Origin of the sequence: Paraglaciecola aquimarina (genome assembly GCF_032464635.1) — a bacterium.
Lineage (GTDB): Bacteria > Pseudomonadota > Gammaproteobacteria > Enterobacterales > Alteromonadaceae > Paraglaciecola > Paraglaciecola aquimarina.
Window position 1 is genome coordinate 22058 of the sequence record NZ_JAWDIO010000001.1, and the last position, 15025, is coordinate 37082.

13 protein-coding genes and 1 pseudogene are annotated in these 15025 nt (G+C 39.7%); 7 read left to right on the forward strand and 7 right to left on the reverse strand.

From position 1 onward, the window contains the following. Positions 1-73 precede the first annotated feature (73 nt). A complete protein-coding gene (locus tag RS130_RS00135; RefSeq protein WP_316024238.1) occupies positions 74-1549 on the reverse strand; it encodes a sulfatase in 1476 nt (491 codons plus the stop codon). Between the two features lie 968 nt (positions 1550-2517). Here RS130_RS00135 and RS130_RS00140 point away from each other — a divergent pair. After that, a pseudogene (locus RS130_RS00140) lies at positions 2518-4049 on the forward strand (catalase). Between the two features lie 65 nt (positions 4050-4114). After that, the gene (locus RS130_RS00145; RefSeq protein WP_316024239.1) at positions 4115-4618 is read left to right on the forward strand and encodes an ankyrin repeat domain-containing protein; all 504 of its coding nucleotides are present in this window, start codon (positions 4115-4117) and stop codon (positions 4616-4618) included. Between the two features lie 57 nt (positions 4619-4675). Here RS130_RS00145 and RS130_RS00150 read toward each other — a convergent pair whose 3' ends face one another. Continuing rightward, a complete protein-coding gene (locus tag RS130_RS00150; protein WP_316024240.1) occupies positions 4676-5191 on the reverse strand; it encodes a hypothetical protein in 516 nt (171 codons plus the stop codon). Between the two features lie 555 nt (positions 5192-5746). Here RS130_RS00150 and RS130_RS00155 point away from each other — a divergent pair. The 5 genes from RS130_RS00155 (at position 5747) to RS130_RS00175 (ending at position 10299) form a co-directional block, all read left to right on the forward strand. Then, complete coding sequence (locus RS130_RS00155; RefSeq protein WP_316024241.1) at positions 5747-7240, forward strand: sulfatase; 1494 nt, start codon at positions 5747-5749, stop codon at positions 7238-7240. Continuing rightward, positions 7227-8120: a sulfatase-like hydrolase/transferase gene (locus RS130_RS00160; protein ID WP_316024242.1), complete on the forward strand. Its 894-nt coding sequence runs from the start codon at positions 7227-7229 to the stop codon at positions 8118-8120. The genes RS130_RS00155 and RS130_RS00160 overlap by 14 nt, the downstream gene beginning before the upstream one ends. Beyond that, complete coding sequence (locus tag RS130_RS00165; protein WP_316024243.1) at positions 8117-8530, forward strand: sulfatase/phosphatase domain-containing protein; 414 nt, start codon at positions 8117-8119, stop codon at positions 8528-8530. Before RS130_RS00160 ends, RS130_RS00165 begins: the two co-directional genes overlap by 4 nt. A gap of 8 nt (positions 8531-8538) precedes the next feature. Next, a complete protein-coding gene (locus RS130_RS00170) occupies positions 8539-8742 on the forward strand; it encodes a hypothetical protein (RefSeq protein WP_316024244.1) in 204 nt (67 codons plus the stop codon). Positions 8743-8811: 69 nt separating this feature from the next. Continuing rightward, complete coding sequence (locus tag RS130_RS00175; RefSeq protein WP_316024245.1) at positions 8812-10299, forward strand: sulfatase; 1488 nt, start codon at positions 8812-8814, stop codon at positions 10297-10299. 455 nt (positions 10300-10754) lie between these two features. On the opposite strand, the gene RS130_RS00180 is transcribed toward RS130_RS00175, so the two are convergent. The 5 genes from RS130_RS00180 to RS130_RS23625 all read right to left on the reverse strand — a co-directional run bounded on the left by RS130_RS00180 (position 10755) and on the right by RS130_RS23625 (position 15003). Then, the gene (locus tag RS130_RS00180) at positions 10755-10880 is read right to left on the reverse strand and encodes a hypothetical protein (RefSeq protein ID WP_316024246.1); all 126 of its coding nucleotides are present in this window, start codon (positions 10878-10880) and stop codon (positions 10755-10757) included. A 94-nt stretch (positions 10881-10974) separates the two neighbouring features. After that, positions 10975-11727, reverse strand: coding sequence for a tyrosine-type recombinase/integrase (locus RS130_RS00185; protein ID WP_316024247.1), 753 nt, complete (start codon positions 11725-11727; stop codon positions 10975-10977). A gap of 176 nt (positions 11728-11903) precedes the next feature. After that, on the reverse strand, positions 11904-12725 hold the full coding sequence (locus RS130_RS00190) for a DNA replication terminus site-binding protein (RefSeq protein ID WP_316024248.1): 822 nt from the start codon (positions 12723-12725) through the stop codon (positions 11904-11906). 481 nt (positions 12726-13206) lie between these two features. Continuing rightward, a complete protein-coding gene (locus RS130_RS00195; protein WP_316024249.1) occupies positions 13207-13821 on the reverse strand; it encodes a hypothetical protein in 615 nt (204 codons plus the stop codon). A 387-nt stretch (positions 13822-14208) separates the two neighbouring features. Continuing rightward, complete coding sequence (locus RS130_RS23625) at positions 14209-15003, reverse strand: glycosylhydrolase-like jelly roll fold domain-containing protein (protein WP_428982716.1); 795 nt, start codon at positions 15001-15003, stop codon at positions 14209-14211. Between the last annotated feature and the right edge of the window lie 22 nt (positions 15004-15025).

A 15025-nucleotide genomic window follows, 5' to 3' on the forward strand; every position in this document is an offset into this window, starting at 1 on the left:
TAATTTTATGTGAACGATCTTCTTTACAATGAAAATGCTACTGTAACTTGCTAACTCTTATCTGAAGATGAGGTTATCTGTTGTTTACATGACGTTTTTGATAGAAAGGTGGTGCATTAAGCGGGAACTTCTCTTGCAGTAGAGTTTGTAGCTTCTGTTCGAGTGCTTTGTATTGTAACTGTCCGGACACATTAGCTTGGGCAACATCGTTACGGGTGTGATCATACAATTCTGAGTATTTTATTTGCTGTGTCGCAGCATCACGCCATTGAGTGTAACGCCATGCACCATCTGTCACGGTAACGCCCATTGTTTTGCCGCGATTGAACAAGCTATATGCCGCTTTTTTCCATGGTCTGTCGGGGTTGTCTAGCAAAGGCAGTAAGCTGATTCCATCTACTTTAGGCATAGTTAACCCTGCTGCTTCAGCAATAGAAGGAAAAATATCAATGTTTTCTACCAACGCACTAGATGTTACGCCAGATTGACGGTTTCTATTCGACAATTCGCGACTAATAATCAGTGGTACTCGAGTATCCAACTCCATATTAGTGTGCTTGTTCCATGCTCCATATTCACCGAGTTTATAGCCGTGATCGCTCATGAATATCACCATGGTGTTTTCACGTAACCCTGTTTCATCCAAGGCGCTCATCACTCGGCCGACTTGTGCATCCATGTAACTTACAGTGGCGTAATATGCGTGGATAAGCGTTTTAGTTAACTCGTCGTTTGTATCCCCCTCTTTTGGAATTCCACCATACATGCGTAACTCGCCCCATTTAGTTAAGGCTAAACTGTACATGTTGTCGGGCTTGTTGCGACTAGGCACCGTAAACTGCTCTCGGTCGTATAAATCCCAATATTTTTGGGGGGCATTAAAAGGCAAGTGAGGTTTACTAAACCCAACAAACATTAGAAATTTATCTTCTTTAAGCTGTTTTAAGATGTTGATCGCATCGTTTGCCACTTTGCCATCTTTGTAAAAGTCGTCATCAACTTCACCCGCTTCATAGGCAAACTTTTTCTCGGCATTACCGGGCTCTGAATAGAAGTTATCGAGCTTTTTAATATGTGTCGTCCAATTTTCTTCATCGTCAGTAACGCTATGGTAAACCTTGCCAATACTTATTGTTTTATAACCATTTTCTTTAAACAACTGTGGCATAGAGACAATATTAGGTTGATTTGGGCGCAATCGTCCGTCACGACGAATGGTATATAAACCGGTTGTTTCGGGGCGTAACCCCGTCATTATGCTTACGCGGGAAGGGCCGCAAATAGCTTGCTGAGCGTACGCATGTGTAAATTTAACGCCGTCCTCAGCTAGCTTGTCTATATTTGGACTCAATACATGTGGGTGGCCATAGGTACCAAGATCAGCACGAAGGTCATCTATCATAAATACCAAGACATTTAGCGGTGCTTTATGCTTTGCGTCTAGTTGGGTTGCTGGTGTTTTTTGTGCGCTGCATGAATTAAGCACTATCATTAACAAACCAGTCAGGGCTATTCGTTTTCTCATTGTTTCATACTCATTCGTTTTCATTAAGCTTGCCAATATCGAACTTCCAATAAAGCGAATAAAGGTGTTGCTAGTTTATCCCAGCTATTATTAATGAAATTCACCTGAAAATCGATGTAATTGTGACTTTAATTGATTGTTAATGATTTATTATGAGTTTTATTGGGCTGGGAATATAACAGAGTAAGTTCGTAACTAACTTGTGTAATAAAGAGCTGAATTATATCGCATGACTCTTACTACTTTACCTTTGGCACCAGATACCTGCTACGAATCGAGCATAACATCTGTTAAGCGGTGACCAAATTAACTATGACACTGCATACGCAGACAAATTTTATAAAAGAAATAGGTCTGACCCATTGTCTAGCTCTTCGAGGACCTAGGTGCTGAAAAAGGCTCTCATCCCAGTTTTAGAAAAGGTCGATCTGAGGTGCAGATGTTAGAGTGACAACTAATCATGCAAAATATAGTCGTTGAAGCAAGAATCGCTTAGTTGAAGGTTTCGTTAAAATCGGTAGAACCAAGACTGCCATAAACATCAATTGTTGATGATGTAGTGTTTAGTTTGTGTCTGGCGGATAAGATCGCGTTGAGATTACATTTCCAGAATGGTCTCATACCACTTCATTTGCATTCTGTATTCGCCTTATATCTGCCTGTTTTCCTCTTGTATCGCTATCCCGTTTTCGGATACTTCTTTGGATCCTTAAAAATCTGTTTTTTTAGCTTTTCTTAACTCCTCCCCACGTTACATCGAGTAAAGTTAGAGTGATATATTGCCCACTTTAAGCGCGTGAATTGTTTGTGAAATTCAATTCAAAACGGCACTCATTATCCAGAGTTCAGATTATTTATTAAATTACTCAATCTAAAATACAAATCAAAGCAATCTAAATAACCTGTTTTATCGATTCAAAGTCCATTCATATACTCATCGACAGTTAAACAGCCTGCAGCACGCTGGCACTAATACATCTATGAGGTTATCAATGAAAACTCAATTAAATACTAAAGCAAAGCTCACATTAAGCGCATTAGCACTTGCAGTTACACTGCTCTGCTAGCGCAACTGCAACATTAACAAAAGACAATGGCGCTGCTGTTGGCGACAACCAAAACTCAATCACAGCGGGCCCTCGTGGCAGCGTGTTACTTGAAGACGTACATTTAATTCAAAAATTGCAACGTTTCGCCCGTGAACGTATCCCTGAGCGTGTAGTACACGCAAGAGGTACAGGCGCTCATGGTGTATTTGTTGCGTCAAAAGAACTCGATGATTTAACAATAGCAGCTCCTTTTGCAAAAGCAGGAAAAGAGACCGAAGTATTTGTTCGTTTCTCATCTGTTATCCACTCAAAAGGCAGCCCAGAAACATTGCGCGACCCGCGTGGTTTCGCTACTAAGTTTTACACTGACCAAGGTAACTGGGATTTAGTCGGTAATAACTTACCTGTATTCTTTATCCGCGATGCGATTAAATTTCCTGACATGGTGCACTCATTAAAGCCATCTCCGGTAGATAACATCCAAGATCCAAATCGCTTTTTTGATTTCTTCTCGTACGAACCGGGTGCAACCCATATGCTAACGTGGGTTTACAGTGACTACGGTACACCTGCAAGCTTACGCAAAATGGATGGCTGGGGTGTACATGCATACAAAATGATTAATAAATCTGGCGATGTTAAATACGTTAAGTTCCACTGGGTTAGCCAACAAGGTATTGATAACTTAGATGGTAAAGAAGTTGCAGCAGTTCAAAGCCAAGATTTCCAACACTTAACTCGCGACTTATACAGTGAAATTGGTAAAGGTAACTTCCCAAAATGGGATCTTTACATTAAAACGTTAGATCCATCACAACTCGATGACTTTGACTACAACCCACTTGATGCAACAAAAATGTGGTTGAATGTAAAAGAAACTAAAGTAGGCACCATGACGTTAAACCGTATGCCAACGAACTTTTTCCAAGCGACTGAGCAAGTGGCAATGGCTCCAGCTAATGTGATCCCTTAGTATTGAACCTTCTGAAGATCGCTTATTACAAGGGCGAGTGTTCTCTTACGCCGATACTCAAATGTATCGTTTAGGTGCAAACCACCAGCAACTACCTATCAACCGTGCAAAAGTAAATGTAGTGAACTACAACCAAGACGGTGCTATGAACTACGGCAACACAACCAGCAATGTGAACTATCAGCCTAGCCATGAAAATGTAGCTGAAAACCCAATTGCCCGCAGAAGTACCACAGAGCTTGAAGGTTATGTACAACAAGCTGCAATTAAAAAGCAGCAAAACTTTGCTCAAGCCGGTGTGTTATACCGCAGCTTTAGTAAACAAGAACGTACTAACCTTGTCAGTAACTTAGCGGGAGATCTGGGTAAAGTACAAGATAAAAATGTTAAGCACAAAATGCTTAGTCACTTTTACAAAGCAGATAGCGAATACGGTACTCGCTTAACTAAAGCAGTAAAAGGTGATTTAAAACTTGTTAAGCAATTTGCAGCCAAGCTGTAATCCAACTTACCCGTAACCAACCAACACCCGAGGAAGGGTCTCCTTCCTCTTTTAAGGGGACAACTATGCGTAACGTATTCATTATATTAACATTATTGGTTAGCCTTTGTAGCACAGTGCACGCGGCTCAACCCAATACAGCGACAAACTCAAGTAGCGAGCAAAGCACTGCATTAAACACACAGTACGAAAACCTACTGGCCTATTACTTTGCCGCAGCGCGTACCGACGAAAGTGATGTTATAGAACAATTTGTTCATGGTGGTATTCCAATAAATAGTATTAATATCAAAGGATATACAGCATTAATGATTGCCACTTACCACGGCAATAAAAACAGCGTAAATACTTTACTGCAATTAGGTGCCAATGCCTGTTTAGAAGATAACCGCGGTAACACCGCATTAATGGCGGCTATTTTTAGAGGTGAATTCAGTATTGCTAAAACGTTAGTATCGCAACAATGTGATACCGAACATCAAAATAAAGCTGGACAAACAGCGCAGCAATTTGCCGAAACCTTTGGTCAGCAAAAAATCATTGCGCTACTCAACCAAGTCAAAAAATGAACCAATATGTGTTGTATATGGTCGCTACGCCCCCCAATATTTGGGGCGTATAGCCGTTTAAATTAGTTGTTTTAGTGCTGCTAGCGCTGCAACAGAAAAGCCGCGATCATAGAAATAAATCACTTCACCCTTCTCATTTAGTAATACTACTCGCGCATTATTTGGCTTTACATTACCGGTAAATTTTTGCACTTTTTCCCCTTGGCTATAAACTGTTATTACCGCATGCCATAGTTCTTTTGGGATCCCATCACGCATGCCGTTATTAATTACTGGGCGCATAATTTTAGTGCTTAAGCCAGTTAAAACCGGAAGTTCATAAGTAGTGATGCTCAGTTCGCTCATATGTAACGCTATCAGCCAGCGGTCAATGTCAAACTGAGTTTGCTGTTTGTAACCAATTAATAGCAAAGTCTTTTCGCCGTTAAAATCACCGGGGATATTTACTTGTTGTTGCGCTAAACTTTGTCCCGAAACAGCAATAAAAGGCTGACCCAGCAAGTTTTGATTAGGATAGCTAGCACTACAACCCGTTAAAGTGATTAGCGTTAACATAGTAATAAAATATTTCATTAGCTCTCTCATACACCTATAGATTATAAGTGTTACGCAGCTAGCTTTGGCTAAGATCAGTATTCGCTATATATTGTTTAAATGGCTTTATGGCTATTGGCTTAGCATATTAATATCCTGCCCATACTTTACCCCAAGGGCTTGTAATAGGTTTCTTGCTTAAGTGTGTCAATTCCTTAAGCCCATCAGGCTCTAGTTTTGCTCACGTAGTTCTATGCATAAAATAAAATACGCCAAAACCGTACCCAAACTCTTCGTATGAGTAAACGCACAAGTTAAGGAATTATGAGTCGTAACGTGTCTGAAAGCGGCGTGCATCTCATAAGGAATCGTCAATCTACCGCCAAAAATAGCGTTTGTATTGATCAGTTCATACCAGCTGATTGCGATTATTTTTTAAATAAAAATCTGTTGTTTACACAATATTTGTCAAAAATTATTGGTACTACGTTTACCTTCTGTTAACATGAGTTGATTTGGCTTTTTGTGATTGCATATGATTTTATATGATTATAAAGGCTTGTTCTCAGTGATTTACGGGTTTAATAATTTTTTATGAAAATACGTTTAATTTTTGTCGTCACCATTTTTAGCTTGTTAGTTGCTGGATGCTCGCAACCACCTTTAATGGCAAGGGGTGATAATACCGAGAAAACCAAACAGAAGCCTAACGTTTTATTAATCATGGTAGATGATTACCGCGTTGCCATGGGCGCAATGGGCGATAAACGAGCCATTACCCCTAATTTGGACAAATTAGCCGCGCAAGGAATGTTGTTTACCCGCGCTTACGCAAATGTGCCAGTTTGTGGAGCGTCTCGCGCAAGTATGATGACAAGCGTATACCCTCATAAAACTAGATTTATCGATTATTTAGCCAATGCTGAAAGAGAAGTACCTGAAGCAACCACCATGGGTGAACTATTCAAAAATGAGGGCTACTACACGATTTCTAACGGTAAGGTATTTCATAGCAGAAAAGATTCAGATGAAAAAAGTTGGACTGAACCAGCATGGGAGCCCAAAACTAAAGGACCCGCATATTTTAGTGATGACTCGAAGAATTACGTGAAGCCAAGTGCCCGCTTTGGTGATAAAGGACCATGGTACGAAAGCGCTGAACAAGCTGACGAAGTTTACTATGATGGACAAGTCAAACAAAAAACGGTTAGCGACTTAAAGCGCCTTGCCAAACTAAAAAAACCTTTTTTCTTAGCGGCTGGATTTCGTAGACCACATTTACCTTTTAATGCGCCTCAAAAATATTTCGATCTATACAAAAATACAGACTTTCAACCTTCACCTATTAGAGAAAAACCCCAGAATGCACCGGAATCATTAAAAGGTTCAGGCGAAATTCATGTCTATCATTTCAAAAATAAAGAATATAACTCTGATGAGTTTCATCGTTTGTCTTTATTAGGTTACTACGCTGCGGTGAGTTTTATCGACCAACAAGTTGGTGACCTACTTAGCACCCTAGATGAGCTCAGTTTAAGAGATAACACTATTGTGGTGCTAACGAGTGACCATGGTTTTAACTTGGGCGAGCATAATTTTTGGGGTAAACACAATATGCTAAACAAAGCTTTACATATTCCTTTAATAATTGATGCGCCCAAACACAAAGCAGGTGGAACAACTGATGCCTTGGTTACTTTGGTAGATATCTTTCCCACAATGATTGAGCTAGCGGGTTTAAATACTAGTGCTAAATTAGACCAGCAAATTGTCGGTAAAAGTATGGCCCCTTTATTAAAAGATCCTAAAGCCGACCACACACCTTTTGTATATTCTCGCTTTAAGCAAGGAGATACGTTAATCAGCAAACATCTAATTTACACCGAGTATGTAAGCGATACAGGGAAGGAAGAATCCATGCTATACGATTTACAACGGGATCCAGAAGAGACGTTTAACGTGGTGTCAGACCCAAACTATCGAAAAGACGTGGTGCGTTTTTCTGACCAACTTAAGCAGATTAAAGCAAAAGTGAAGCGTATTTACCCAATAAGTAAATCGATAAGGACGGTATATGAAAAGATCTAGATTTTTTACACCAGTGTATTTATTGATATCGTTAAGTTGTCTTGTTGGTTTATCGTTAGGTACTTCTGGATGCAATGTAACTTCGGAAACAACACGCGATGCTCAATCGAGTCAGTCAACAAAAGACAACCGCCCAAACATTATTTTTTACTTGGCGGACGATCAAGATATTACCGACTACGGAATCTACGGTAATGAAAAAGTGCATACACCGGCTGTTGATCAACTTGCCCAGCAAGGTATGGTATTTGATCAAGCATTTACCGCACAGGCAATTTGTGCGCCAAGCCGAACTCAACTATTTACGGGTAAATATCCACTCAAAAATGGCGCATTTGCAAATCATACTCCAACGCGTCCTAACATTATCGCTGTGACCAAACACATGCGTTCTTTGGGCTACGAAGTCGTCTTAGCCGGTAAGAGCCATGTTAAACCCGCGAGTGTTTATGACTGGGATGCAGAATGGGAACCTGTACCTAAAGAAGGTGTACCCAGAGATTACATTCCACTCGCAGACATCGAAGCTTATTTTAAGAACGCTACTACACCTTTTGTAATGTTTATTACTTCTAAGTATCCTCATGGCAAGTACTTTGACGTTAAAGAGCCTAAAGTAGAAGACCTTAAGTTTCATGTATATGACGAACATTTAAAAGACAATCAATCGTATATCAAAAAAAGAGCAGGTTATTATCGCAGTATTGCAGAGGACAATACCCAAATTAAACACGTACTTGATTTGGTAGATAACTACTTAAGCGACAATACCTTATTTATTTACAGTGCTGACCATGGCGTATCAGGTAAATTCTCGGTAAAAGATATTGGGTTAAATGTGCCCTTTGTGGTGCGTTGGCCAAACGTTGTGAAGCCTTGAGCACTCGGTCAAATCAGTTAATTCATTATACCGATGTGTTGCCTACCTTTATTGATATAGCTAAAGGTGAGGCCGACCCAACAATGGACGGTAAGAGCTTTTTATCACTACTGCAAGGCAATGATGAGGCTATTCATCAATATGTTTACGGTGTGCGCACCAATCAAAATATTATCAATGCCCACGTTTTTCCATCACGCATGATCCGTGATAAGCGTTATAAATACATTAGAAATTTTAATGCGCTTGAAGTGCTGAATAAGAATTTAACGGATAATCCGAATATTAATGTTTTCTTACGCTTAGGTGCAGAAAAACACGCAAATGAGCCGTTTGAAGAGCTTTATGACTTGAAAAGTGATCCATTTGAAAAGGTAAATTTGATCCATAAGCGCGCATGCAAGGTGTAAGAGAGCGTTTGAAAACCCAATTATTTAGTTGGATGAAAGGGCAAAATGACATTCTAGATGATAATTTTGGCAACCTACCTATCATCAGCGCACCCATGTTTAAACTCGATCAGAACAAACCTCCACTCAGAACAAATGTGCCTAAGGCCCTTCAAAACTTGCTAAAACATGAAGACTATTATGTTGTTGAGCATTGGTTGAAGCAGCATTAGTACTGAACACAGTTTTTGTCAAAACGGTATTGTTCTTATTTTAGGACAAACTTAGCCATAGGATTAGCGATGAAATTTAACTATTTACCCCTGATATTCAGCTTACTTTTTGGGGCGTGCAGCTCGGCTACCGATACTACAGACTCACAATTACATGAAAGCACTGTCGATTCTACCGAGATAATTCAAAAACCGAACGTCTTGATGATAGTGGTTGATGATTTAGGTTGGTCTGATGTTGGCTACAATCAAACAACAGATTACTTTGAAACGCCTAATGTTGATACATTGGCGCAGCAAAGTTTACGTTTTGATCAGGCATACGCCGGTGCCGCAAATTGTGCTCCAAGTCGTGCGGTATTAATGTCTGGACAATATGGACCACGTCATGGTGTGTATACCGTGTCGCCGTCGACGCGTGGTAATGGTAACACCCGTAAGCTTATTCCAATAAAAAACAAACGGGGCATAAGCACCGAAGTCGTTACCATCGCTGAGTCTCTTAAAACAGCAGGTTATGCAACGGGCACTTTTGGCAAATGGCATTTAGGTGCGGATCCTGACCAGCAAGGTTTTGATATTAACGTTGCTGGTAGCCACCAAGGTATGACTTTTCATTACTTTAGCCCTTACCAGCTACCAAATATAGAAGATGGACCCGAAGGGGAATATTTAACTGAGCGTTTAACCAACGAGGCGATCAGTTGGATTAAGTCAACCAAAGGCAAACCATTTTTTGCCTATCTCCCTTACTACACCGTTCATACTCCATATCAAGCCGTAGTTGATAAGGTGCAAAAATACCAAGATAAAGGTGTCACAAATAAGAAAGAAGCCACCTATGCAGCCATGGTTGAACACATGGACGACAATGTTGGCCGCATTTTAGACATGTTGGAGCAAGAGAATTTAGTAGACAATACGCTGGTTATTTTTACCTCTGACAATGGGGGTTATCGAATGCCGTCTTTTCCTACACCTTTGCGTGCGGGGAAAGGATCATATTATGAAGGTGGATTGCGGGTGCCGCTGGTGATCCGTTGGCCTAACAAAATCAAACCTGGTCTCGATCACACTCCTGTTATTAATGCCGACTTCTACCCAACCTTGCTAAGTTTGGCTAACGCCTCGCAACCTGATCAAGTCTTGGATGGTGTCGATCTAGCGCCACATCTACTCGCACTAGAAAGAATTGCTGAACGGGATCTATTCTGGCATTTCCCCGTTTATTTAGAAGCACACCATGCGCCAACTGACCAAGGACAAGATCCGCTATTTAGAACTCGTCCCGGTAGTGCCATACGCAGTGGTGATTGGAAGTTAATTCAATATTTTGAAAATAATGAATTTGAATTATATGACCTAGCCAATGATCTCAGTGAGAAAGTCAATCTTGCCGCTAAGCACCCAGCTAAGGTTGCAGAATTAAAATCCAAATTGATAGCATGGCAGAAACAAGTGAGAGCAGATATTCCTAGCCAATTGAACCCAGAATATGACGCAAATATTAATCAACAGTTAATTGAAAAGATTAAAACAACATATCGGTATAGATAAGTAGCGACGAGTTTAACTTGCTCAGAGCGAGCGCTTTTGCCAAGCCGCTTGTTTTTAAATGGCGGTAATGCTGCGAGTTATAAGTAGCTACTAGGCTGTGCTGAATAGCGCATCCCAACGACTAATCATTCGGCCATTGATGTTAGCTTGAATTGAACTTGGACGGAGAACGAACAAACAAAGCTATCAGGCGTTGGCTAAGAACTTCAAACACCACCACCTGCGTCCAAACCATTTACTTGGTATGAAGCAAGTCACTTGGAGCGAATCCATCGTTAGTAGTTATGTTAGCAATAGCGGTAATATTAGGGTTAATTTAGCACAACTAATGTCCACGCTTGACTATTATCATGATAGCTTACCCATCATTATCGGCCGAACTTATTGATATAGAGTTAGAGCCAACTATTACGGCTTCTGACCTAAAATTTGATGTTGAATGAATATATTTGAAATTACCTTACCTTCGCCATGCCTGTCTTAGATGCGGTGTATTGTTGGCCATAACGTACTGGCATAGTTACCGATTTCCAGTCACCGGATAGCACAATGTCGGCAATAGGTACCCCAGCTTCCATCATAGTCAAAACTCCACCTGTTCTTGTGCTATGACAGGTGAAACCTCCATCATTATCTAATGCTAAACCAATCGTCTCATAACGTTTTAGTAGTGCCTTAGTACTGTAAAGGTTCTGTTTGCACCGTATGTTTAGGAGAGAGCTTCCTAAATAAATAGCCATTTTTAACATTAGCCATAGTAATCCATCTACGCAATAAAGTGGCTGTATCATCAGACATATAGCCATAATACCCTTCACCCTTTGTGTCTGTTTTTGAACGTGGAGCAAAGATCGTTTTTGCCTGCCAATCTATATGTTCAAGTTTAATGGCGATTATATTAGATGCTCTAAATAAGGTATCAATTGCTACATTGAATAAGGCAGCGTCGCGCAATCCTAATAGGGTATCCAGATCTAAAGTGTGATTTAGCTCGATCACATTATTGATTTTAAGAGGTTTAGCTTGCTTCTGAATAGCTGGTTTTTGTTTTAAACGGCCGTTGATAAGTGTGGTAAACAATTTTGAATGTTTCCAAGGATCGGGTAATTCACACATACCAATAAAGAATCGAATAGCGGTTAATTTTCGTTTTATAGAATGATGTTTTAGAGAGCTGGCCATCATCTGGTCAAAATAAGCCTTACAACTGTTTTTGGTTTTTCGCCAATCACTGGCCATAGCAGGTAGGGAATTTTCGCGGCAAAAAGTGACGTACTGATTAAAATCTAACTGATACGCTTTTCGTGTATTAGCCGACATGGTTTCCCACACGTCATCACGCAACTCAAGTAAATTGCTTATTACTCTGGTTTTATCCTGTTCGGCTATAGCCAAATCTTGCTGATTGATAGTTAGGTAATTGTTCATTTATATTATTCGAGATAATTACACTTATCTCGAATAATAGAGTAGGGAGAGTCAGTGTCAATATTAATGTTACCTGTAACTTGCGGTTTTTATTGTTTATTTAAAGGTGTTATAGCAACGGTGTTTTTAGTTACAGGTAACTTTTTGTTATTTAGCGTATAAGTTTAATCTAGGAATTAAACATTCCCATTCAGAACGACTTGATTTACTGGGTTTAGTGAGGGGGAATAAGTATTTAAAGGTGTGAATCTTATACTATTGGGAGAGAATACGATTATTGGATTGCCCACTGTCATACCTAACATTTTATTATCGTTTGAACGGATACTACACTCAGGTCGTATATTTATTGGACGTTTATAGCGAAGTGTTCTGTGTCTGTGTTCATCTAATATCGCTAACTCACGCTCTCGCTGTGCCAAGTTTCTAAAAGCGGCTTTACCCGTACCGTTTTCCAATTGTTCAATTAACTTGTCTATGTTTACCTTTTCACTGCGACTACGCTTGGCCCAATTAAAATAAAGAGTTTTAACATTTTCGCGGTAGTGGATCTTGCGATAGGCCATTGATGTAACTAAACCTGGAAGCGCTTTATGTACTTCCTTGAATTTTTCGTCTTCGTTGCCTAGCGTCTGAACTTCTGATTTAAACTCATCTTTTGCACGATTAATAGAATTGCACAATTGAATGATGTCCCCTTGATGGGAATTTATAGTGATTAAGCCGAGGTGTTTACGCGTGAATCGCGTAGATAAATTACTATCGTATATGTGCATGTCTATAAAAGCTTGTTGAGCTAGCTTTAGTGCTTGTTTACCCGAAGAGTGCTCTACATGGCAATATTTTAAGCCTTGGCCTAGCAATTGTATTTCATCATCTTTGCTATATTCTGGAAGAGAAAATACTTCAGTTTGTAGAATTGCAATGTGACTTAACAAAGCATTCAACTTTTTAGTATGTTCTTTTATGTCAGCCATTAGCGGTAAAAGTAAGTTCATAATTTACTCTAGTTAGATATAAATCGTTATTGCCAAACTCGGCATATAGTTATTGTAACTCATTTTATTTACGGCACCATCCAAAAGTGTTTTTAGAATACCCATGCGGCTGGCTTTGCCATTATTTAAAACTGATTAACTTTTTATGATATTGATGTTTTTATAGCGCTGATTGTTGTCGATTATTTTAGCTGGTTGGGTGTAAGTTTGTATTATGCCTTTTCAGGATGGTGCCGTAAAAGTATAGCTAATGTATGCAAGACTTCGTCACTATTGTTCATTTCAACTTAGCAATACGTTGCTATTTCTGGCTGAGTATAGATACTTTACGTAAAGAATAGACTTTCGGTAAAGAATGTTTTTAGCGAAGTTTTGTTCTTAAATTTTACATATGCATCCGTTTCTTAGGACCAGTCAGACGCTACCACTTTTAAGTAAAAAGACTCGACATAGTTAAGAATAGGACAATTATGTATCTGAATTATAAGCCTTTTAATTCTGATACATGTTCTTTTACTGCGTCATCTAAAGCCGCGTCGGTACGTTTTTTAGCATGTAAATGCTTGGCCGCAAACCATCCAGATCTAAACGCATGCTCCATCAAAGACAACATATATTGGTAAGTTGTTTTTCTGAAACGTAATTTAGCTCTTAATAACTCAGCTTTCTCACTAACATTTAAACGACTATCTAAATCCATATCAGCCACCTCAGCCTTGGCCGAGCTCATCTCTTCTTCTGGGTCTAATAGGTACTCTAAAAAAAGATCATAGTTGTCATCTTTAAATCCCGCTTTTATTGCAACTTGTTTTAGCCGTTCAAGGGTTTCGCGGCTAATGGTCAGAGTCGTATTATTGTGTGTAGCGCTGTATTTATACTTCCTCCAACGACCATTTAATTTTTTATAAGCTGCTGGTGTAAGATGTTTTTTGAATAACTGAAATGCTTGTTTGGGCGAGTCCTTATTAAATTCAGGTAAAACGTAATCAGGACCAATAAAGTCTGCTGGTGTCAATCCCTTTTCTACTAAACCAGAAGATACATATTTTTGCCAATATGGATCAACCTGCACATTTTTGTCACTAATCACTGACACTAAATAGTTACCTGTAACAAGTTATTTTGCCTAATATGCAGTATATTCACTATAACATCAACACAAATAATACCAATTTGTATTGATGTAGATACTCGCCATGACAACTAGCGCCATCCTCATTAGCTCATGTTATCTATTACCTAACAGTTTTATCTTAAATGACTTGTGAATTAAACGCACTGGCATAAGGTTCAAAGGCTAAATTAAAGGTAATGCGATCGTCTGACAATATCAGTGATAAAGCTGACACAATCTATTCAGTTTTATTGACCGCACATGCTTTTCTGCATTGGATATGTTTATTATTAACGGAGTCGATTGACTCCTTTATTCTTCGCCTTGGTGCTGAGGATAGGATTAACCAAATCCCAGCCAATAGAGCACCTACAATTTAATGCTCTGGCTGAGTTTTATTTGTACCGGGCCCACTAAACCTGATGCTTGTCTTGGTTCATCTTGAGACATAAATTTTTGGGTACTAAAAGTAAGGCGTTCGCTCGGTGGTGGCGCTTGGTTGTCCGTGTACCATTTAGGCATTTTAGTGACCGGATCTTGCCAGCGTGCAATCTTAAAGCCTGACGTGTCAGGTAGTTTTTGATCCGCTAGCAGGCGGTTTACCCACACATTAGCGACTTCAATTTCTATCTGATTCTCGCCTACTTTAACAAACTCAGTGATATCCAGTTGATAAGGCTCTACCCAAGCCGTAGCTACTAACTTACCGTTAATGATTACTGTAGCCGCAATATTCACCTGTCCTAAATCAAGAGTAAGTAGGGTGCCGGGTTTTACATACTGTTCGGCTATTGTCATGTTTTGACTATATTTAGCAGTGCCTGAATAGTCTTGGATACGGGTATCTGGATGGTTTCGCCAATCAAGTAGTTGAGTAAACTTAAAGGTGTGGTCTAAGCCATATTTTTTATCAAATTTAACCTGCCAAGGTCCCGATAAGGTCAGTGATTCGGGCAAGGTAGGTATTGCAATCGCATCTTGTTTGGTGTTTAGGGAGACTTGCTGCAGCCCTTTTTTCGTGACAACGCTTAATTGTTTCTTTGGAGTATTTTGCTGATTTTTACCTTTAGGCTGATCCAGTAATACTTGTATATCTTGCTCGACTATAACATCAGGTGACACAGGACTAACGCCCTTTGAACTTTCAGTAAAGACCACAAACATTGACTGTTTCGCTGCTAATCTA